Origin of the sequence: Montanilutibacter psychrotolerans (genome assembly GCF_003719825.1) — a bacterium.
GTDB lineage: Bacteria > Pseudomonadota > Gammaproteobacteria > Xanthomonadales > Xanthomonadaceae > Montanilutibacter > Montanilutibacter psychrotolerans.
Genome location: NZ_RIBS01000003.1, coordinates 60,364 through 79,022 on the forward strand (window position 1 = coordinate 60,364; position 18,659 = coordinate 79,022).

Consider the following 18,659-nt stretch of genomic DNA (forward strand, 5'->3'; position numbering starts at 1 on the left):
CGACCCGCACCGTTCGCGCGTGCGCGAACGACTTGCCGACCCGTTGTTACGACCGGCGAACGATGCGACCCGCTCTCAACGCTACTTCGTCGCGTCGGCAGCCGGCATGGCGTTGCGTGGATCGTCCTTGGGATCGACGTAGTTGATCTCGAACGGCCCCTGGCCATTTATCTGCACCACCGCACCGCCCACGGTGGAGGCGGCATGGTGGATGCGGGCAGGCATCAACACGTAGTCGCCCGGCGCCAGGGTGGTCGAGTGCTGGTCCGCGCCATCGCCCATTTCGAACATCAGGTCGCCCTCGATCAGCGTCACCTGCTCGTCCGTCGGGTGCCAATGCTTGGCCACCTTGAAGCCCGGCGGCGCCTTGATGCGGATCACGTACATCCCGGGTTGCCCCGGGTCGCCGCTCATCACGGCGGTCTGGGCACCTTTCCCGAGTCCGGGCGGCGGGTCGCCCCATGGCACGGCCGACGCCTTGATCATCACGTGCGTCGATGCCGGCATGGTTGCCGGCTCGGCAGGTTGCGGAGTCTGCGCCGCGGCCAGCGCGCAGGGCAGCATGGCCAGCAGGACGAGGGTATGCGGACGTTTCATAAGCGAGGTCTCCACCAGGAGCGATCCATCGCGTGATCAACCGGCAGCGGGGGCATGCCGGCGGGGGCCGGAGCGCGGCACCCGCATTCTCTTCCCGGTGCTTGTTAAGGAAGTGCGATTTAAGGAAGCGCGATTTAGGGAAGCGCGGCCCGAGAAGGTGTGAACGGCGCGCGCTGCCAGCGTCGACCTGCCCCAGCCGAGGGGTCTCGGCCTTTGACTCCTGTGTGCGCGCCTATCGATGCAGGGCGAAGCCCACAACGACAGCAACCGCGTGTCGTCAGTCACCCATCGGGGTGACGGGCACCGACGCCCGGGCGTTATCGCGCAGCGCCATGTCCTTGCCCACGCCGTAGCCCAGCACCACCAGGAAAAACACCACGCCGAGAACGGCGGTGACGATGCCCTGGGCCGGGTTGCGCCGGACCAGCAACAGCCCGTGGCAGGCCAACGCACCGGCGAAGAACACCGGGCTGGCAACGACACCCAGCACGACAAATACCGCGATCAGCGCGTGCATCCAGGTCTCGCGATTCACTCGTGCGTGTGCTTTCGGCTGCATTGCGCTCTCCTGATGCCAATGGCCCATGGTGCCAAGCCGCGAACCGGCGCGCCACCTGACGCACGCTGCTGGTGAACGATCGCGCCGTCATCGCCGACGACGCGACGGACCGACGTAGGATGGGTTGAGCGCAGCGATACCCATCAACCGGTCCAGAGTCCCACGCGGGCAGGTCCGCGACACCGATGCCGCGTACCGTTATCGCCGGCCGAAGAACGACGCCTGCTGGAAGCGCAAGCCGGCCAGGATCTGATCCACGCGTTCGCTGGAAAGCGATCCGATGCGCTCGCCCAGACGCGACTTGTACAGCGACGACACTTGCGACACCACCACGACGCTTTGCTTGGCCAGATTGCCTTCCCCGGGCGCGAGCAACACGTTGCCGGGCTCGCGCGCCCGCCCCAGGTTGGAGCTGAGCGCGCAGACCACCACCGTGCTGATCCGCGACCGATTGAAGACATCGTCCTGGACCACGACGTGCGGGTGCGGCACGCCCGGCACCGACCCCCTGGATTCGTCCGGATCAATCCAGAACAGGTCGCCCCGATTCAAACTGTCCGGGCCTGGGGCTTGGGGGGCGATTTCAATTCTGTCCATTCGTGTATTGGCGACCGGGGCGGCACCGCTTGTCCAGCCTCAACCGCACGCGATGTGAACCGATCGCTGGTTCCCATGCGCAATCGTAGGATGGGTTGAGCGCAGCGATACCCATCAACAGGGATCCAGGCGGGAGCGAACCCGACACTTCCTGGCGAACGCCGAAGCGGTAGCGGTCAGGTCGATCCAGCCGAGCCTCGCGATTTCCGCTGGCGCGTCGGCTGCCATGGCGCGCGATGGGTATCGCCATGCTCAACCCATCCTACGGGGGCTCCGCGGTAGCCGGCATCACAAACCGCCAATCGCGCCACCTGCTAGCGCTTCTTCGTGCGCAGCAACAGGCAGGCGCTGGTCACGAAGACCGCGAGAAACACCGACAGATCCAACAACCCCGAGACGGGCCGCTGCGGAAGGTCGCCCAGCGCCAGAAACGGAACCATCGGAGACCAGACCAGGAACTCCGGAAAACCGCTGAATGGCACATGGGCATTGCCGTCCAGGTTCGGCCACTTGACGAATACTGCCAGCGCGGCGCTGGCCAGCAGGTAAGACAGCAGCAGCCTGACGGCCCAACGAAAGCGTGTGTGCACGGAGCGAGTCTTCTGAAGGGTGTCGCTACCACTGTGATTGCAGGCCAACGCCTGAATCAAGCCAATCCGCCAAGCGCCGTCGGCGCACATGCGCTGTCAGCTGCCTCGTCGTACGCCATGGGCACGAACGTCAACCCCCTGGCCGACTGGGGAGTGTCCTTGGCGACGAATCCGAAGCGCTCGTACACGGGAACCGCGGGCAGCGAGGAATTCACGATGAAACGGGTGCTGCCGGACAGCGCTTTCGCGTGTTCCCACAAGGCGCGGGCGATGCCCCTGCCGTGGGCGTCGCCGCGCACGAAGAGATGGTAGAGGTGGGACGTGTCGCGAATGGCAATGACCCCGCACACGCCAAGATCGTCCAACGCGACGTAATACTTGAACTCGCCCGTTGCAATGCGCTCGGCGGTGGAAGCCGGGGTCAGCGATGCAAGAAACGACGATGCCTCCGGCAAGTCGGGGTCTTCCAGGTAGTGATGCGCCCAACCTGTCACCAGGCCACTGATCGCGTGGGCATCGGTTTCAACGGCTTGTCGAATGATGAAGTCCATGTGCGGCCAACGCCTGGAATGTGGCGCGAAGGCGCGCCGGCTTGAATGACGTGTTACCCGGCCGCGCCGGGATCGACAGGCGGAATGGCTGACTGCGTGTCATCCGGCGCCCCGCGCACGGAGAGGGAACGCGCAACGGTTTCCGCATGACGCGTGTCGACGGGCACCAGCGAGTACGCATCGCCCGCGATCGGAATCTCCTGCAGGTAACCAATGCCCAGGATCTCCGGGTCCTCGGGCCACTCGCCCTCATAGGCGGCGATTTCAATGAACCGAAGCGTCCCTTCGTACGCGTAGAGCAGCGTGGCAACCCCTTCCGGCACGCCGGCGATCTTCAGGTCCACGTCGCCAATGACGATGGCGCCGGGCTCCAGCACAGGGGCCGTCGGCGGAACCGCCAGGGTGATGTACGCCCCGGTACCGGTGTGCTCCCGCCCGGCAACAGACGCCACCTCGGCCTGCAGGCGAAGCACCGCAAGCTTGGGGTCATCCCCGGCCAGGCAGGCATCCAGTACGCGCCGTTCAAAATCGGTGAGATCACTCATGTGCCGGTTATCGCATGCAAGGGGGCCGCCCATTCTCCAACGAATGCGGACCGAAGGAGCGATCCGGCATGACATCACCTGGTGGCGCCTACGCCGCCCTGGATCGAAGCGAAATCGCCGCGTGTCCGGTGCGGGCTTCGCGGTGCCGGGTGTTCCGTCAACGCAACCCAAGGGCGCGATCGCGGGCCGCATCGGCTCAGGTGGGGAAATCCAGTTGTTGCGGTTCAGGTCTGGCGTGGCGCGCGGACAACCTTGCGCCGCGGGGCTTTCGCCGCGCGCCGACCTGCGTCTGGCCGGCCTCCGGCGGCCGGATTCAGCCGCCGTTTCGCACTTTTACGTCGGTTTGACTGTTCGGCCTCTACGGTCCTGACGTTCCCATTGCCCCGAGAGGATTCCGACAGATGAATACCAAGACCCACGTACTGACCCTGGCGCTGCTGGCCGTTCTTGCCTCCAGCGGTAATGCCCTGGCGCAATCGAAGACGGCCGCGGAGCATCAGGCCGCCGAGCAGGCCGACATGGCCGTGGCCGATGCCAAGGCCGCGCGCGAGGATGCCGACACGGCGAAGGACGCGGCGCAGGCCGCCGCTAGCACGCGTGACGCCGGTGCCACCACCGTCGAAGGCGCAGTGACGGCCGAGGCTACGGCGGCTGCCGCCGACCAGGCTTCGATGGACGCCGAGGCGGCCAGCAACGAGGCGGTCAACGCATCGCACGTGGCGCAAGGTGCCGAAGCGGCCGCCGAGAGCGGTGTGAACCCGGTGGCTGGCGCGGTCGAGGCGCGTGAGGCGGCTTCGGTTGCCGGCGCAGCCAGCGCGGCCGCTACCGACGCCACGGCGCGCGCTCAGCTTGCCGCCGAGGCGACCGAGCAGGCGACCACCATGCCGCCGCAGCCGACCACCCCGATCGTTCCGGCTAGCCCGCCGATGCCGATGGCCGCGACGCAGGCGCCGGTCACCTTCACCTCCAGTCCGCCGGACTCGGTGGTGGGTGACTACAAGATCGATTTCACCGCGCTCGACCGTAACCAGGACGGCCAGCTGACGCGCGGCGAGGTCCGCACCAACGCGACGCTGACAGCCGAGTTCGTGGCGGTCGACAACGACCACAACGGTCGTCTGACCAAGGACGAGTTGAAGGGCTGGATGTAGCGCTTGTTTGGTGCGGACTGGATGGTGCGCCCGATCCGCGGGACGTGCATCGGCTCGCTAAGCGTTAACGGCGGTTGATACCGCCTGCACAAGGCAACGGAGCCCCTTCACGGGGCTTCGTTGCGTTCGGCGGCAGCGACTCGGAGACAGTGCGCGCGGAGATCACCATCGACACCATCGGCCGGTCGGTCGTCGGCCGGCCTTCTGCAGTGGTTGGGCGTCGATTCGCCCTCCCCATCGTGTGGCTGTCAGATGCCGGCAGCGTGTTTCCACAGGGCGTGGGTGAGCGGCGGGAGCTTGCCGGCCAGGCCGAGCAGCGGACCGCGCAGCAGGGTGGGCAGCAGCGCGTCGTTGGAAAACAGGCGATTGATGCCATCGAAGGCGTATGCCGAGACGGCGTTGTCGCTGCGCTGCTGCCGCGCCCAGCGCGCCAGGCGCGTGGGGCTGGCGGTCTCGGCGCCATTACGGCGCGCGTCGGCGAGCACGGCACGCAGCGAGGTCACATCGCGCAGGCCCAGGTTGACGCCCTGCCCGGCCAGCGGGTGCACGACGTGCGCGGCGTCGCCGATCAGCAGCACGCGCCCGGCCACGCAGGTTTCGGCAAGCTGGCGGCGCAGCGGGAAGGCGGCGCGTCGGGACACCGCACGGATCGTGCCGAGCGGACCGTCGAACGCACGGTCGAGTTCGTCGATGAACTGCGCGTCGTCGACACCCAGCAGGCGTATCGCCTCGGCCTCGGGCAGGGTCCAGACGATCGAGCTGCAATGCCCCGTGCGGCCATCGCTGCCAGCGCCGGCGGCACCCTGGCCACCATCGAACGGAAGGAACGCCAGCGGCCCGCCAGGCAGGAACCGCTGCCAGCATGTGTCCTGGTGCGGCCGCTCGGTGTCGACGAAGGCCACCAGGCCGTTCTGGCCGTAGTCGTGGGTGAAGGTCTGCACGCCGGCCAGACGCCGCAGTTGCGAGTCGGCGCCGTCGGCCGCCAGTACCAGTCGCGCGCGCAGTCGGCCGCCGTGTTCGAGCTGCACGGTGGCGCTGTCGTCGTCCTGGGTCAGACCCTCGACGCGATCGGGGCAGTGCAGGTGCACGCCGGCCGCCGGCAAGGCGGCCCAGAGGCGGTCGACCAGCAGGCCGTGCTCGATGATCCAGCCCAGTTCGCGCCGCGCGAAGGCATCTGCCTCGAAGGCGATCTCGCCACCGCCGGCCGCGTCCCACACTCGCATCGCGCGGTAGGGCTGCGCGCGCGTGTCGCGCACCGCCGGCCACACGCCCAGGTCATCGAGCAGCGCGGCGTTGTCGGGGGCAAAGGCGTACACCCGCAGATCGGGCGCGTCGCCACGCCATGGCGACGGCTCGCGCGCTTCGACCAGCGCCACGCGCAGGCCATCGCGCGCGAACGCCAGCGCCGCGGCCGCGCCGACCACACCGGCGCCGACCACGGCGATGTCGAACAGGTCCCTGCGACTCATGCCTGCCTCCCCCGGCACAGCGCGGGCACGTGCCCGCGGTAGCCCAATGCGCCCCCGACCAGCGCCGCCTGCACCGACGGCAGTCGGCTGAGCGCGAACAAACCGGCGCTGCGCAGCGGTCGCATCAGCGGCGCCGGGTTGGCTCCGACGCGCAACAGACTGTCGGAGAACGCCAGCGTCTGTTGACGATCCTCGCTGCGGCGGGCGGCGTAGTCGCGCAGCAGCGCTTCGCCGCCCATGTCGAACGCGCCATCGGCTGCACGGCCCAGTTCGATCAGCTCGGCCAGCGTCAACGCATCGCGCAGCCCCAGGTTGAAGCCCTGTGCGCCGAGCGGGTGGATGGTCTGCGCGGCATTGCCGATGAGCACCGCTCGGCGCGCGGTGCTGCGCCGGGCAAGCACGCGGATGGCTGGGTAGATGCTGCGCTGGCCGCAGGCGAGGAAGCGCCCGGCCTTCCAGCCAAACGCCGACTGCACGCGTGCCAGGAATGCCGCGTCGTCGAGCGCGGCCACCGCGTCGGCCTCGTCGCTGGCGACGCCGTGCACGAGACCGTACTGCCGGTCGCCGCGCGGCAGCAGCGCGGTCGGGCCGTGGTCGCCCAGGCGCTCGTAGGCGGTGCCGTCGGGGGCGCGCTCGGTGCGCAGCCGCGTCACGAACAGGGTCTGGTGGTAGTCGTATTCGTCCACTTCAATGCCCAGCGCATCGCGCACGCTGCTGCGGGTGCCGTCGGCGGCCACCAGCAGGCGCGCGTGCAGCACGCGCTCGCCATCGCCATCACCATCTCCGCCGGCGATCCGGATCGCGCGATGGCTGCCCTCGTCGCCCTCGATCGCCAGGAACCGCGCCGGCCGGTAGCGTCGCAGGCGGGGCAGTTCGGCCAGGCGGGCCTCGAGTGCCTCGCCGAAGTCGCGCGCCACCACCACCCGGCCAAACTCGCTGCGGCCATGACGGCGGGCGTCGAGCAGGCTGCGGCCGAAGTCGCCCTGGCGGCTGACGTGAATGCGTTCGATCGCCCCGCACGGCGCGCGCAGCTTCTGCATGACGCCCAGCGCGGTCAGCGCGTTGACGGTGGCCTCGGCGAAGCTGAGGTTGCGCTCGTCGAACACCGCCGGCAGGGCGCCGGGGGGCGCGGCCTCGACCAGGCCCACGTCCACGCCGAGGCGCTCGAGCGCGATCGCGAGGCTGGCGCCGACCAGGCCTCCGCCGATCACGAGCACGTCGTGCGTCACGGCCGGGAGGTGCGTGGTGGGGGCACCCGCGGGAGGGGATTGTGTGGACAGGGGGCTATCGGGCATTGCGTTATGCTACCGGCTCCCGCCGGCCCTGCATGCGCAGACGCCGACGCGGCCCGCCATCTTCAAAAGACACGCCGCCATGAATCGCCCCGCCTCCGAATCCCCGCTCACCGCCGGCCCGCTGCTGCTGATCGCGATGATCGCCGTCGCCGCATTGAGCCGCGTGTTGCCGCACCCGCCGAACTTCTCGCCGGTCGAGGCGATCGCGCTGTTCGGTGGCGCCTATTTCGCCTCGCGTCGCTGGGCCCTGATCGTGCCGCTGGCGGCGCTGCTGGCCTCGGACCTGGTGCTGGCCGCCCTCAACGGCGGGCTGTACGCCAGCTGGTTCTCCAGCGCGGGCATCTGGCTGGTCTACCTGTGCGTGGCGTTGAGCGCGTTGCTTGGCTTCGCATTGCGCGGCAGGGTCAACAGCTCGCGCGTGCTGGGCTATTCGCTGCTGGGTTCGGTGCTGTTCTTCCTGGTGACCAACTTCGGCGCCTGGCTGTCCGATCCGATGTACGCCAGGAACGCCGCCGGCCTGGCCGCTGCGTACGTGGCCGGCATCCCGTTCTTCCAGTGGACGGTGCTGAGCACGCTGATGTATTCGGCATTGCTGTTTGGCGTGTTTGCCCTGCTGCGCAACCGCCTGCCGTCGCTGCGCGCACACACCGCCTGACCGGAATGGGCAACCGCCTCTCGAAGATCTACACGCGCACCGGCGACGACGGCACCACCGGCCTGGGTGACGGCAGCCGTGTCGGCAAGGATTCGCTGCGCGTCGATGCCTACGGCACCGTCGACGAGGCCAACTCCTGCATCGGCATGGTGCTGGCCTGCGAATTGCCCGAGGCCGCCGCCGGCATTGCCGAGCTGCTGACCTCGGTGCAGCACCAGTTGTTCGACCTGGGCGGCGAGCTGTGCATCCCCGGCCACGCGGCGATCTTCGATGCCGACGTCGAACGCCTCGAGCAGCAGCTCGATGCCTTCAACGCGCCCCTGCCGCCGCTCAAGGATTTCATCCTGCCCGGCGGTGGCGAAGCGGCGGCGCGCTGTCACGTTGCGCGCACCGTGGTCCGTCGCGCCGAACGCGACACCGTGGCGTTGTCGCGGCTGGAGCCCGTGCGGCCGGAAGCGGTGCGCTACCTGAATCGCCTGTCGGACCTGTTGTTCGTGCTGGCGCGCGTGCTGGCACGTGCCGACGGCAACGGCGAAGTCCTGTGGAACCACGAGCGCCGCAAGGGTTGAGCATGGCCACCCGACTCCCCTCCAGCACGGCCCTGCACCGCGACCTGCACGCGATGCCCGAGCGCGTGCACGACGCACTGGCCGAACACGGCCTGCGCGCGGCGTACGACGCGCGGCCCGCGCACCAGCGCAACGACTACATCGGCTGGATCCTGCGCGCGCGCAGCGAAGACACCCGCCTGTTGCGGCTGCAGCAGATGCTGTCCGAGCTGGCCCGCGGCGACTGCTACATGAACATGGCCTGGCGCCCACGCACGCCGCAATGACCGCGGCATCGATCCTGCGCTGCTACACCCACCCGGCCTGCATCGGCCACGAGCCCGGCGCCACGCATGCCGAGCAGCCCGCCCGGCTGAAGGCGGTGACCGGCGCGCTGCGCGAGGCCTTCCCGTTGCTGCCGTGGTGCGAGGCGCCGCGCGCCACCCGTGGCCAGCTGCTGCGCGTGCACGACGACGCGCTGCTGGCCCTGGTGCTGGACACCCAACCCGACCGGGCGATGTCGCTGGACCCCGACACGGTGCTGGCCCCTGGCTCGGCCGAGGCTGCGCTGCGCGCCGCCGGCGCCGGCGTCGCTGCGGTCGATGCGGTGCTGTCGGGCCAGACCCGTCGCGCCTTCTGCGCGGTGCGTCCGCCCGGACACCACGCCACGGCCACGGTGGCGATGGGCTTCTGCCTGTTCAACAACATCGCCGTGGCCGCCGCGCACGCGTGCGACAAGCACGGCCTGGCGCGCGTGGCGGTGATCGACTTCGACGTGCACCACGGCAACGGCACCCAGGCGATCTTCGACACCGACCCGCGCGTGCTGTACCTGAGCTCGCACCAGCTTCCGCTGTACCCCGACACCGGCCACGCCAACGAACGCGGGGTCGGCAACATCGTCAATGCCCCGCTCCCGCCGGGCACGGGCGGCGAAGGCTTCCGCAAGGTCTGGCGCGAACGCCTGTTGCCGGTGCTGGAGTCGTTCCGCCCACAGCTGGTGCTGGTCTCGGCCGGGTTCGACGCACATCGACTGGACCCGCTGGCCCAGCTCCAGCTGGAGGCCGACGACTACCACTGGCTGACCACCGAGCTGGTGGCGTCCGCGCGCCGCCATGCCGGCGGCCGCCTGGTCTCGATGCTGGAAGGCGGCTACGACCTGACGGCGCTGGCCCAATCCAGCGTCGCGCACGTGACGGCCCTGCTGGACGACTGACGCGCCCGAGTCGGCAAGGCACGCCACGGCCCGGATGCAGCGCGGCAGCGAGCGCTCAGGCTTGCGTGCCCGTCGCTGCCACACCCGCGCGACGCCCAATGGACGGGCCCGGTAGCGCCCCATGACGGCACGCCTGGTTGCGCAACACCGACATACCGCGTATTGCTCGGGCGCGACTGCTCGCGCCACGGTTCGTCGCGTTTCCCGATCGAACCCTTGCCCATGGAATGCGCCCTGATGACGGCAGCGTAAAAATGAATGGCCCGACCGAGCCAACCCCCCTCGCGTTGCCGGCACCGGGGGGATGGGGCAAGCTAGCGGCCCGTTTTTTGCGACGAACTTCCGTCGACGGTGCCCGCGTGCGCAATACCCTCCGCTTGCTTCCGTTACCCCTGTGCATCGCCTTTGCGTTGCCGGCTTATGCCGCCGACGACAACGACGACTGGGGGTTGTGCCCGATAGAGGACGCGGTGCCGACCTTCGGCGACGCGCCCGATCCGGTCGGCACGCCGGAACAGCGGATCGAGCAGCCCACCGACATCGCCGGCGACGCCTTGGCCGGCCAGAAGGAAGACGCGGTGTTCCAGGGAAACGTCGCGCTCAACCGCGGCGATCAGTTCCTGGGCACCGACAAGCTGACCTTCAACCAGGACACCGGCAAGTACGTCGCCGAGGGCAACGTGCGCTACCAGGACTCTGGCATGCGCATCGTCGCCAACCGCGCCTCGGGCGACCAGAACACCGACGAGCACCAGATCGAGGACCTGCGCTACCAGCTGACCGAGCGTCGCGGTAACGGCGGTGCCGAACGCATCGAACTCAAGGGCAAGCAGGGCGCCCTGCTCGGCTCCACCTATTCCACCTGCCCGCCTTCCCAGCGCGCCTGGGAACTGCGCGCCCACCGCATCGACATCGACACCGAAGAGGGCATGGGCGTCGCCCGCAATGCCGTGCTGCGCGTGGGCAAGGTGCCGGTGCTGTACGTGCCGTGGTTGATGTTCCCGATCGACGACCGCCGCCGTACCGGCCTGCTGTACCCAGCCATCGCGCTGTCGGGACGCAACGGTTTCGACTGGAAGCAGCCGATCTATCTCAACCTCGCGCCGAACTACGACGCCACCCTCAACCCGCGCTACATGAGCAAGCGCGGCGCGATGCTGGGCGGCGAGTTCCGCTGGCTCTATCCGCAGGGCAATGGCCTGGTCTCGGGCAACTGGATGCCCGATGACAAGCTGCCCGAGAACGATCCGGACCGCTATCTCAACCGTCCCGACGGCAGCCCGCGTCCGGGCGCGACCCTGCCCGGAAGCAACCGCGGCCAGGTCCTGATCCGCGCCTCGCACAACTTCAGCCGCAGCTGGTACGCGCGCGCCAACCTGGGCTGGATCAGCGACACGCATTACCTGGAAGACTTCAGCAACAGCCTCTACGGCATCTCCAACTATTCCGTGCAGAGCTCGGTGGGCCTGTACGGCCGCGGTCGCGGCTGGGACCTGGGCCTGATGGCCGACCACCAGCGCCTGACGGACTACACGCTCACCGAGGAAAGCCTGCGCTACAACCGGCTGCCGCGCGCGTACGCCAACTGGACGCGGACATTCGGCCGCTGGTTCGAGACTGGCATCAACGCCGAGGCCGTGCGCTTCCAGCACACCTCCGATCTGCGCAACGCCGCCGGGTTCGAGGTCAAGGGCGAAGGCAGTCGCGTCGACCTCAAGCCGTACATCAGCATGCCGCTGGAAGGCGCCGCCTGGTTTATCAATCCCAAACTGGCCTGGCGCTACACCGCGTACCAGCTGGATCGCGGCCTGGCCACCCAGCTCGCCCAGCAGCAGGCACAGGTGATTGCCGGCCGCGCCGCCAACGGCCGCCCCAACCCGATCCCGGCCGGCCTGGTCGACAGCCTGTACGACGACGCTCCGGTCCGTAGCCTGCCGATCAGTTCGCTCGACGCCGGCCTGTTTTTCGATCGTCACACCCAGATCCGTGGCGACTCGTACCTGCACACGCTGGAACCGCGGCTCTACTACCTGAACGTCCCGTACGAGAACCAGGACGACCAGCCGCTGTTCGACACCAACGACATGACGTTCAGTTGGGGCCAGCTGTTCCGCGACAACCGCTACACCGGCGCCGACCGGCAGACCGATGCCGAACAGCTCACCCTGGCGGTAACCAGCCGTCTGATCAGCGAATCGGATGGCCGCGAGCGGCTGGCCGCCAGCCTCGGCCAGATCCACTACCTCGAGGACAGCCGCGTCACCACCGCACCGGGCGGCCAGATCATCGAGAAGGGCAAGTCGGCCTGGGTGGCCGAGGTCTCGGTCAGCCCCAGCGATCGCTGGAACATCGCCGCCACTTACCAGTGGGACCCCAAGTTCCGTCGCCAGGACCTGGCCAGCCTGCGGGCGCGCTACCTGATCGGCGAAGCCGGCGTGGTCAACCTCAGCTACCGCTATCGCCGTGACCTGACCGAACAGGCCGACTTCTCGTTCCTGTACCCGATCAACCAGAACTGGAGCGTGGTCGGGCGCCACTACTACTCGATGCTGGACCACAAGCCGCTGGAAACCATCGCCGGCGTGCAGTGGGAAAGCTGCTGCCTGGCCGTGCGCCTGGTCGGCCGCCGCTACCTGCGCAACCGCACGGGCGAGCTGAACAATTCACTGCAGGTCGAGTTCGAACTGAAGGGTCTGGGCTCGGCTGGCCAGAACACTGAGCGCGTTTTGCGCCGTGCTATCCTCGGCTACGATCGTGACGATCTGTATCTCGTGCCGCCGTCTTCCGTGACCGCCGGCGAAGCCGACAACTCCCCCGATCCGACCCTATGAAGAAACTACTCGCGTGTCTCCTCGCTGGCGCGCTGTTTGCTGCGTCCGTCCATGCCCAGCAGTTGCAGGCGATCGACAGCATCGCTGCGGTGGTCGACGAGGACGTCGTGCTGCGCAGTGAGCTGGACCGTGCCGTCAACAACATCCTGGCCCAGTACGCCGGTCGCAACGATCAACTGCCGCCCCGCGCGATCCTGGAACGCCAGGTGCTCGAGCGCCTCGTCCTCGTGAAGCTGCAGGCCGCCCGCGCGGCCAGCACCGGCGTGCGCGTCACCGATCAGGAAGTCGACCAGTCCATCGCCGGCATTGCCCAGCAGAACCGCGTCGGCGTCGACCAGCTGCGCGAGCAGCTTGCCCGTGACGGCACCTCGTTCGAGGACTTCCGCGGCTCGATCCGCGACGAGCTGCTGTCGCAGCGCCTGCGCCAGCGTTTCGCCCAGACCCGGATCGCCATCAGCGACGCCGAGGTCGATGCCGCGGTCGCCGCGCAGGCCAACGCCGGCGCCCAGTACCACCTGGCGCACATCCTGGTGGCATTGCCCGAGGGCGTGACCGCCGACCAGATCGCGCTGGGCCAGAAGAAGATCGACGGCATCAAGGCCCTGCTCGACAAGGGCGAGATGGACTTCAACGCGGCCGCCGTCCGCTATTCCGACAGCCCCAACGCGCTGGAAGGCGGCGACCTGGGCTGGCGCAGCCTCGACGAAATCCCGGCGGCGTTCGCGCAGATCATGCGCAACCTCAAGCCCGGCGAAGTCACCGCGCCGCTGCGCGGACCCAGCGGCTTCCAGTTGCTGAAGCTGGTCGAGGTGCGCGACGCCTCGCAGGCCGGACCGAGCCTGGTCACCCAGTACCACGCCCGCCACATCCTGGTGCGCGTTACCCCGACGATGACCGACGCCCAGGCCAAGGCCAAGGCCGACACCGCACGTGCGCGCATCGCCGGCGGCGCCGACTTCGCCGAAGTGGCCAAGCAGGAATCCGAAGACCTCAACTCGCAGTCGCGTGGCGGCGAGCTGGGCTGGTTCGGGCTGGACGATTTCGGTGCCGACTTCGGCACGGTGGTCGCCAACCTGCGCGACGGTGAGGTTTCGCAGCCCATCCGCACGCCGGTCGGCTGGCACGTCATCGAGCGCCTTGGCAGCCGTCAGCAGGACGTCGGCAGCGACAACCGCCGCGCCCAAGTGCGCGAGCAGATCGGCCGTCGCAAGCTCGAAGAGGAATGGAACCGCTACCTGCTCGAACTGCGCGGCGAAGCCTACGTCGAGGTGCGTGGCGCCGACGGTGCTCCGGTCACCGACGCCGCCTCGGACGCCAGCGGCGGCTGATCGTTTCGCCACGGCCGGCCATCCCGGCCGTGGCAACCGCCAGGCATCGCCCCGCACGCACGCGTGCCGGTCGATGCGACGGTTCGAGGCCGTGTTGGCACCGCCCCGAGTCCCGCGCATGACGCGCGATGCGATGCCATCTGCCTCGATCCGTGCCTGCTTCGCCCGGGCATGCCCCGCGGGCCGCCGACGTCCGCCTGCGCCGCGTGCCAGCCTTCACCGCAAGGCCTTCGGACAGCGCCGATGACCGCTCCCAGCCTGATTCCAGCATCCACCTCCCCCGGCCGCCATGACCTGCCCGGTGGCACTGCCGTGCGCCTGGCCCTGGTGCCTGGCGAACCGGCCGGGATCGGCCCGGAGCTGTGCGTGCGACTGGCACAGCAGCCACGCGACTACGGGCTGATCGCGTTCGCCGATGGACGCAGCCTGCTGGCTGCCGCCGCCGCTCTCGGCCTGCCGCTGCGTTTGACCGATGCCGCCGCGCCCGATGGCGGGCCCGGCACGCTGGCGCTGGTCGATGTCCCCAACGCCTCGCCACCGGAGTTCGGCCACCCCGACCCGCGCAATGCCGCTGCCGTGATCGACGCCCTGCATCGGGCCGCCGCGGGCTGCCTGCAGGGCCAGTTCGATGGCCTGGTCACCGGTCCGGTGCACAAGGCCGTGATCAACGACGGCGGCATCGCCTACACCGGCACCACCGAACTGCTGGCCAGCCAGGCCGGCTGCGAGGTGGTGATGATGCTGGCCAACCCCGACCTGCGCGTGGCGTTGGCGACCACCCACCTGCCGCTGCGCGCGGTGGCCGATGCGATCACGCCCGACGGTTTGACGCGCACGTTGCGCATCACCCACGCCGCGTTGCGGCGGGACTTCGGCATCGTCGATCCGGTCGTCGCCGTGCTGGGCCTCAATCCGCATGCCGGCGAGGCTGGCCACCTTGGCCGCGAGGAGATCGAGGTGATCGAGCCGGTGCTGGCCCTGCTGCGCGCGGAAGGCATGCGCCTGGTCGGGCCGTTGCCCGCCGACACCGCGTTCCTGCCGGCGAAGCTGAGCGGCCTCGATGCGGTGCTGGCGATGTATCACGACCAAGGCCTGCCGGTGCTGAAGTTCAGCGGCTTCGAGCAGGCCGTCAACCTGACCCTGGGCCTGCCCTACCCGCGTGTCGCCGTCGACCACGGCACCGCGCTCGAACTGGCCGGCCACGGCACCGCCGATCCCTCGAGCCTGTTTGCCGCGGCCCGGACCTGCGCACAGATGGCCGAGCAACGACGGCGCGCCGGCCACGCGGCCCCGCGATGACATCCGCCCTCTCGACACGCGTCGGCACCCATCGCGGCCGACACACGCGGGGGCCGCGCCTTGCCGCGGAACGGACCGTATCGCGGCCCCCGGACGGCCGCGGCACTCCGGCGGCGGCGAGCGTTTTGCGGAACCTGGCCGACAACCGTTAGCTTTACCGTACCGGCGCCGGGCGCATCCCACTTTCGGCCGTGCTCAGCGGGCGTGACCGACCCGACGCACTTGCGTCGGTGGACACTTCCTCCAGGACGCAACCGGTTGCCATGGATCGATGTCGATGGATCGGCCCACAACGCCTTCTATCCTCGTCGATTCGCGTCCAGACTCCCCAGCCCGCAACCGGTCCGGGGCGATTCGCGTCCCAACGTCCTTCCCGCCGGCACGGCGTCGATCCACGTCCGACTTCCGCAACAACAGGCCCACCATGACCCGTCCCAGCCATTTCAGCGAGCCGCCCAAGAAGAGTCTCGGCCAGCACTTCCTCTGCGATCGCGGGATCATCGACCGCATCGTCCTGGCGGTGAATCCGAAACCCGGCGACCGCCTCGTCGAGATCGGCCCGGGCCAGGGCGCGATCACCTTCCCGCTGCTCGATCGCCACCACGAACTCACCGTCATCGAGTTCGACCGTGACCTGATCTTTCCGCTCACCGAGGCGGCACGCGCGCACGGCACGCTGGAGGTGATCCACCGGGACGTCCTCAAGGTCGACTTCAGCGCGATCGCCGGCGGCGAGGGCCAGATCCGCCTGGTCGGCAACCTGCCCTACAACCTGTCCTCGCCGATCCTGTTCCACGCGCTCGAGCACGCCGCGGCGATCCGCGACATGGTCTTCATGCTGCAGAAGGAGGTCGTCGACCGCATGGCCGCCGGACCGGGCAGCAAGATCTATGGCCGCCTGAGCGTGATGCTGCAGGCCTACTGCCGGGTGACCCCGTTGTTCGACGTTCCGCCCGGCGCGTTCCGTCCGCCGCCGAAGGTGGATTCGGCCGTGGTGCGAATGGTGCCGCTGCCTGCCGATGCGATCGGCGTGCGCGATCGCGCCACGTTTGCACGGGTGGTGCGCGACGCCTTCGGCCAGCGTCGCAAGACGCTGCGCAATGCGTTGTCGCAGGTCTGCGACGGCGCGGCCATCGAGGCCGCCGGCGTGCGTCCGGATGCGCGTGCCGAGCAGCTGGAAGTCGCCGACTTCGTGCGCCTGGCCAACAGCCTGGAGATCACCGGGCTGGCCGATGACCCGGACGACATGCCGTGACCCGCGCCGGCGCGCATGCCGACGCGCCCGATGCCTGTGCCTGCCGCTTGCACGACGCGGCGATTTTCCACTTCAGCCTCACCCGTAACACGTAAACTGCCGCGCATGGACCACCGTACCGACTACGCATTCGACATCAACGTCGCGACCCGCTATCTCGACGACCAGTCGGAACCCGAGCAGGACCGCTACGTTTTTGCCTACACCATCAACATCCGCAACTGCGGCACGGTGCCCGCGCGCCTGCTCGCCAGGCATTGGGTGATCACCGACGCCAACGGCAAGGTGCAGGAGGTCGAAGGCGAAGGCGTCGTGGGCGAGCAACCGTGGCTGCGGCCGGGCGAGCATTTCGAGTACACCTCCGGCGCAGTGCTGGAAACCGACCTGGGCACGATGTGCGGCAGCTACGCGATGCTGGCCGACGATGGCACGCACTTCGATGCGCCGGTCCCGGCGTTCACGCTGACCGTTCCGCGTACCCTGCACTGATGGCACCGCACGCATGAGTGTCTGGGCCATCGGCGACCTCCAGGGCTGCTACGACGCGACCCAGCGCCTACTCGAGAAGATCCGCTTCGACCCCGCCCTGGACCGCATCTGGTTCTGCGGCGATCTCGTCAACCGCGGGGGCCAGTCGCTGGAAACCCTGCGGCTGGTGCATTCGCTGCGCGAGCACAGCGTCACCGTGCTGGGCAACCATGACCTGTCGCTGCTGGCAATCGGCGAGCGTCGCGAGGAAGAGCAGCGCAAGGTCAACGCCGACCTGCAGCGCATCGTGATGGCACCCGACAGCGCCGAGCTGCTGGGCTGGCTGCGCATGCAGAAGCTGGTGCATGTCGACCGCGGTCTGGGCTGGATGATGGTGCACGCCGGACTGGCACCGCAGTGGACGACGCAGCTGGCCGAGCGCCATGCGCGCGAGGTCGAAGAGCGCCTTCACGGCCCGCAGTACCAGCGCCTGCTCAAGAACATGTACGGCGACGGGCCGGCCTGGCACCCACGACTGGGCGGCATGGACCGCCACCGCGCGATCATCAACATCTGCACGCGATTGCGCTATTGCTCGCCGCGCGGGCGCATCGCGTTCGAGGACAAGGGCAGCCCCGGCACGCAGCCGATCGGACTGTACCCGTGGTACGCGGCGCCCGGCCGCGCCGAGCGCGACCTCAAGATCGTGTGCGGGCACTGGTCGACGCTGGGGTTGTTCATTGGCCACGGTGTGCACGCCATCGACACCGGCGCAGTGTGGGGTGGCAAGCTCACCGCGCTGCAGCTCGACACGGACGAGTTGCGCGTGGTGCAGGTGCCCGGCCGCGATGTGCCGGCGCAGCCGCCGCGTCCGCGTCGTCCACCGACGCCGGCGCAGAACCAGCCGACCCGACGCCAGGGCGCCTGATCGTCATGCGGTCATTGGCCGGCACGCTTCCCGCGCTTGTCACCATGGCGCTGGGCGTGCTGGTGGCATGCGCGCCGGCGGATCGGAGCAATGCCACGCAACAGATCGACCGTCGCGCGCAGTCCGCGCCACGGGCAGCGTTGCCCGCCGCGGCAGTCGAGCCCTCGCCACCGCTGGTGTCCGCCGCGCGCGCGCAGGTCGGCGTGACGGTTCGCTACGACCCGGCCTACGTGTCGCTGGATTATCCCGGCGGCGACGTTCCCGCCGACCGCGGCGTCTGCACCGACGTGGTCATCCGGGCCCTGCGTCCGCTCGGCCTGGACCTGCAACGCGCGGTCCACGAGGACCTGCGCGCCAACTTCAGCACCTACCCCCAGACCTGGGGCCTGCGCGGGCCGGACCGCAACATCGACCACCGCCGTGTTCCAAACCTGCAGCGCTGGTTCGCACGCCAGGGCTGGGAACTGGCACGCGCCGACGCGGCGGCCGCTGATCGCACGCCGGACGCGACACAACGGGGTCCGGTCCGCCTGGGCGGGGCCCAACCGGCCCGGTTCCAGCCCGGCGATCTGGTCACCTGGATGCTGCCCGGCAACCTTCCGCACATCGGCGTGGTGTCGGACCGGCGCGGTAGCCGTGGGGCCCCGCTGGTGATCCACAACATCGGCGCCGGCACGCGCGAGGAAGACGTGCTGCACGCCTGGCGCATCACCGGGCACTACCGTCCGCAGCTTCCGGCGCGCATGCAACCCCCGCCGGCGCGACACGGCAGTAACC

Annotated in this window: 19 protein-coding genes and 1 pseudogene; 12 read left to right on the forward strand and 8 right to left on the reverse strand. The window is 69.2% G+C overall.

Annotation, left to right across the window (positions count from 1 at the left end):
* Positions 1 to 81: 81 nt before the first annotated feature.
* The 6 genes from EER27_RS07070 to EER27_RS07095 all read right to left on the reverse strand — a co-directional run bounded on the left by EER27_RS07070 (position 82) and on the right by EER27_RS07095 (position 3,439).
* Complete coding sequence (locus tag EER27_RS07070; RefSeq protein WP_123087345.1) at positions 82 to 597, reverse strand: cupin domain-containing protein; 516 nt, start codon at positions 595 to 597, stop codon at positions 82 to 84.
* Positions 598 to 874: 277 nt separating this feature from the next.
* Positions 875 to 1,156: a hypothetical protein gene (locus EER27_RS07075; protein WP_148040976.1), complete on the reverse strand. Its 282-nt coding sequence runs from the start codon at positions 1,154 to 1,156 to the stop codon at positions 875 to 877.
* 198 nt (positions 1,157 to 1,354) lie between these two features.
* Entirely contained in the window at positions 1,355 to 1,753 is a 399-nt protein-coding gene (locus EER27_RS07080; RefSeq protein WP_123087347.1) for a type II toxin-antitoxin system PemK/MazF family toxin, read from the reverse strand.
* Positions 1,754 to 2,067: 314 nt separating this feature from the next.
* Complete coding sequence (locus EER27_RS07085; protein ID WP_123087348.1) at positions 2,068 to 2,343, reverse strand: hypothetical protein; 276 nt, start codon at positions 2,341 to 2,343, stop codon at positions 2,068 to 2,070.
* Positions 2,344 to 2,399: 56 nt separating this feature from the next.
* Positions 2,400 to 2,894, reverse strand: coding sequence for a GNAT family N-acetyltransferase (locus EER27_RS07090; RefSeq protein WP_123087349.1), 495 nt, complete (start codon positions 2,892 to 2,894; stop codon positions 2,400 to 2,402).
* A gap of 53 nt (positions 2,895 to 2,947) precedes the next feature.
* Positions 2,948 to 3,439 (reverse strand): hypothetical protein, encoded by a 492-nt coding sequence (locus tag EER27_RS07095; protein ID WP_123087350.1) that lies wholly within the window; start codon positions 3,437 to 3,439, stop codon positions 2,948 to 2,950.
* Between the two features lie 401 nt (positions 3,440 to 3,840).
* Between EER27_RS07095 and EER27_RS07100 the strand changes: the two genes are divergently transcribed.
* Positions 3,841 to 4,590, forward strand: a complete 750-nt coding sequence (locus EER27_RS07100; RefSeq protein ID WP_123087351.1) for an EF-hand domain-containing protein — start codon at positions 3,841 to 3,843, stop codon at positions 4,588 to 4,590.
* Between the two features lie 248 nt (positions 4,591 to 4,838).
* Here the strand turns inward: EER27_RS07100 and EER27_RS07105 are convergent, their stop codons facing one another.
* Together EER27_RS07105 and ubiH are read right to left on the reverse strand one after the other, a co-directional pair.
* Complete coding sequence (locus tag EER27_RS07105) at positions 4,839 to 6,059, reverse strand: FAD-dependent oxidoreductase (RefSeq protein ID WP_123087352.1); 1,221 nt, start codon at positions 6,057 to 6,059, stop codon at positions 4,839 to 4,841.
* Complete coding sequence (gene ubiH / locus EER27_RS07110; protein WP_123087353.1) at positions 6,056 to 7,354, reverse strand: 2-octaprenyl-6-methoxyphenyl hydroxylase; 1,299 nt, start codon at positions 7,352 to 7,354, stop codon at positions 6,056 to 6,058. The genes EER27_RS07105 and ubiH overlap by 4 nt, the downstream gene beginning before the upstream one ends.
* Positions 7,355 to 7,433: 79 nt before the next feature.
* Here ubiH and EER27_RS07115 point away from each other — a divergent pair, with 79 nt between their 5' ends.
* From EER27_RS07115 to EER27_RS07165, 11 genes and pseudogenes are all read left to right on the forward strand, one after another.
* On the forward strand, positions 7,434 to 8,009 hold the full coding sequence (locus EER27_RS07115) for a DUF6580 family putative transport protein (protein ID WP_123087354.1): 576 nt from the start codon (positions 7,434 to 7,436) through the stop codon (positions 8,007 to 8,009).
* A 5-nt stretch (positions 8,010 to 8,014) separates the two neighbouring features.
* Positions 8,015 to 8,578, forward strand: a complete 564-nt coding sequence (locus EER27_RS07120) for a cob(I)yrinic acid a,c-diamide adenosyltransferase (RefSeq protein WP_123087355.1) — start codon at positions 8,015 to 8,017, stop codon at positions 8,576 to 8,578.
* Between the two features lie 2 nt (positions 8,579 to 8,580).
* Complete coding sequence (locus tag EER27_RS07125; RefSeq protein ID WP_223807214.1) at positions 8,581 to 8,844, forward strand: YdeI/OmpD-associated family protein; 264 nt, start codon at positions 8,581 to 8,583, stop codon at positions 8,842 to 8,844.
* A complete protein-coding gene (locus EER27_RS07130; RefSeq protein WP_425480821.1) occupies positions 8,841 to 9,773 on the forward strand; it encodes a histone deacetylase family protein in 933 nt (310 codons plus the stop codon). Before EER27_RS07125 ends, EER27_RS07130 begins: the two co-directional genes overlap by 4 nt.
* A 359-nt stretch (positions 9,774 to 10,132) precedes the next feature.
* Positions 10,133 to 12,604 (forward strand): LPS assembly protein LptD, encoded by a 2,472-nt coding sequence (gene lptD / locus EER27_RS07135; RefSeq protein WP_123087356.1) that lies wholly within the window; start codon positions 10,133 to 10,135, stop codon positions 12,602 to 12,604.
* A complete protein-coding gene (locus EER27_RS07140) occupies positions 12,601 to 13,932 on the forward strand; it encodes a peptidylprolyl isomerase (protein WP_123087357.1) in 1,332 nt (443 codons plus the stop codon). Before lptD ends, EER27_RS07140 begins: the two co-directional genes overlap by 4 nt.
* Before the next feature lie 243 nt (positions 13,933 to 14,175).
* Positions 14,176 to 15,231 carry a 4-hydroxythreonine-4-phosphate dehydrogenase PdxA gene (gene pdxA / locus EER27_RS07145; protein ID WP_123087358.1) on the forward strand — a complete coding sequence of 352 codons (1,056 nt, stop codon included), beginning with the start codon at positions 14,176 to 14,178 and terminating at the stop codon, positions 15,229 to 15,231.
* Positions 15,232 to 15,655: 424 nt separating this feature from the next.
* Positions 15,656 to 16,486 carry a 16S rRNA (adenine(1518)-N(6)/adenine(1519)-N(6))-dimethyltransferase RsmA gene (rsmA, locus tag EER27_RS07150; RefSeq protein ID WP_123087359.1) on the forward strand — a complete coding sequence of 277 codons (831 nt, stop codon included), beginning with the start codon at positions 15,656 to 15,658 and terminating at the stop codon, positions 16,484 to 16,486.
* Between the two features lie 105 nt (positions 16,487 to 16,591).
* The gene (apaG, locus tag EER27_RS07155; RefSeq protein ID WP_123087360.1) at positions 16,592 to 16,975 is read left to right on the forward strand and encodes a Co2+/Mg2+ efflux protein ApaG; all 384 of its coding nucleotides are present in this window, start codon (positions 16,592 to 16,594) and stop codon (positions 16,973 to 16,975) included.
* Positions 16,976 to 16,988: 13 nt separating this feature from the next.
* On the forward strand, positions 16,989 to 17,882 hold the full coding sequence (locus EER27_RS07160; protein WP_123087361.1) for a symmetrical bis(5'-nucleosyl)-tetraphosphatase: 894 nt from the start codon (positions 16,989 to 16,991) through the stop codon (positions 17,880 to 17,882).
* Positions 17,883 to 17,887: 5 nt separating this feature from the next.
* Positions 17,888 to 18,613 (forward strand): annotated as a pseudogene (locus tag EER27_RS07165) (DUF1287 domain-containing protein); the annotation flags it as partial.
* Between the last annotated feature and the right edge of the window lie 46 nt (positions 18,614 to 18,659).

Coding starts and splice junctions, on each gene's coding strand:
- ubiH (WP_123087353.1), bottom strand. CDS start 7,354: ATGCCCGATAGCCCCCTGTCCACACAATCCCCTCCCGCGGGTGCCCCC.
- EER27_RS07070 (WP_123087345.1), bottom strand. CDS start 597: ATGAAACGTCCGCATACCCTCGTCCTGCTGGCCATGCTGCCCTGCGCG.
- EER27_RS07095 (WP_123087350.1), bottom strand. CDS start 3,439: ATGAGTGATCTCACCGATTTTGAACGGCGCGTACTGGATGCCTGCCTG.
- rsmA (WP_123087359.1), top strand. CDS start 15,656: ATGACCCGTCCCAGCCATTTCAGCGAGCCGCCCAAGAAGAGTCTCGGC.
- EER27_RS07160 (WP_123087361.1), top strand. CDS start 16,989: ATGAGTGTCTGGGCCATCGGCGACCTCCAGGGCTGCTACGACGCGACC.
- EER27_RS07080 (WP_123087347.1), bottom strand. CDS start 1,753: ATGGACAGAATTGAAATCGCCCCCCAAGCCCCAGGCCCGGACAGTTTG.
- EER27_RS07120 (WP_123087355.1), top strand. CDS start 8,015: ATGGGCAACCGCCTCTCGAAGATCTACACGCGCACCGGCGACGACGGC.
- EER27_RS07115 (WP_123087354.1), top strand. CDS start 7,434: ATGAATCGCCCCGCCTCCGAATCCCCGCTCACCGCCGGCCCGCTGCTG.
- EER27_RS07140 (WP_123087357.1), top strand. CDS start 12,601: ATGAAGAAACTACTCGCGTGTCTCCTCGCTGGCGCGCTGTTTGCTGCG.
- EER27_RS07075 (WP_148040976.1), bottom strand. CDS start 1,156: ATGCAGCCGAAAGCACACGCACGAGTGAATCGCGAGACCTGGATGCAC.
- pdxA (WP_123087358.1), top strand. CDS start 14,176: ATGACCGCTCCCAGCCTGATTCCAGCATCCACCTCCCCCGGCCGCCAT.
- EER27_RS07100 (WP_123087351.1), top strand. CDS start 3,841: ATGAATACCAAGACCCACGTACTGACCCTGGCGCTGCTGGCCGTTCTT.
- EER27_RS07125 (WP_223807214.1), top strand. CDS start 8,581: ATGGCCACCCGACTCCCCTCCAGCACGGCCCTGCACCGCGACCTGCAC.
- EER27_RS07090 (WP_123087349.1), bottom strand. CDS start 2,894: ATGGACTTCATCATTCGACAAGCCGTTGAAACCGATGCCCACGCGATC.
- EER27_RS07130 (WP_425480821.1), top strand. CDS start 8,841: ATGACCGCGGCATCGATCCTGCGCTGCTACACCCACCCGGCCTGCATC.
- EER27_RS07105 (WP_123087352.1), bottom strand. CDS start 6,059: ATGAGTCGCAGGGACCTGTTCGACATCGCCGTGGTCGGCGCCGGTGTG.
- apaG (WP_123087360.1), top strand. CDS start 16,592: ATGGACCACCGTACCGACTACGCATTCGACATCAACGTCGCGACCCGC.